This window comes from Paraburkholderia sp. BCC1884, from assembly GCF_900996225.1.
In the GTDB taxonomy this organism is placed as follows: domain Bacteria; phylum Pseudomonadota; class Gammaproteobacteria; order Burkholderiales; family Burkholderiaceae; genus Paraburkholderia.
Map to the genome: position 1 here is coordinate 1 of NZ_CAAJGL010000002.1, position 473 is coordinate 473.

The 473-nt window shown below is 72.9% G+C and carries 1 protein-coding gene; it reads right to left on the bottom strand.

Going from position 1 to position 473, the window contains the following annotated elements; translation table 11 throughout:
• Positions 1-77: 77 nt before the first annotated feature.
• Positions 78-473 (bottom strand): acyl-CoA dehydrogenase family protein (locus FQ705_RS00010; protein WP_260854344.1); only part of this gene is annotated, 396 nt, incomplete at its 5' end.

Here is a 473-nt window from a genome sequence, read left to right on the forward strand (position 1 = left end):
CTTGAGGAATGCGTCGAGCCTTGCCGCGTCGAGCCGGTCCTCGTCGCGCACCTCGCGGGCGCCGTCGATCGGCGCGCTCATGCCGCGGCTCCCGCGCGGCGGCTCGCCTGCTCGCCGGCCTGGCGCTTGAACTCGAGCTTGGCGACCACCCCGCGATGCACCTCGTCGGGCCCGTCGGCCAGGCGAAGCACGCGCGCATAGGCATACAGGTGGGTCAGCGGCACGTCGTCGGACACGCCCGCGCCGCCGTGGATCTGGATCGCCGCGTCGGCGGCCTGCTGGGCCACCGCCGGCACCACCACCTTGATCTGCGAGATCAGGCTCAAGGCCGCCTTGACGCCCTGCGTGTCGATGGTCCAGGCGGCCTTCAGCGTCAGCAGGCGCGCCTGGTCGATCGCCATGCGCAGGTTCGCGACGATGTCGGCATTGCCGCCCAGCGCCGCCAGCGGCTTGCCGAACGCGGTGCGCGAGGC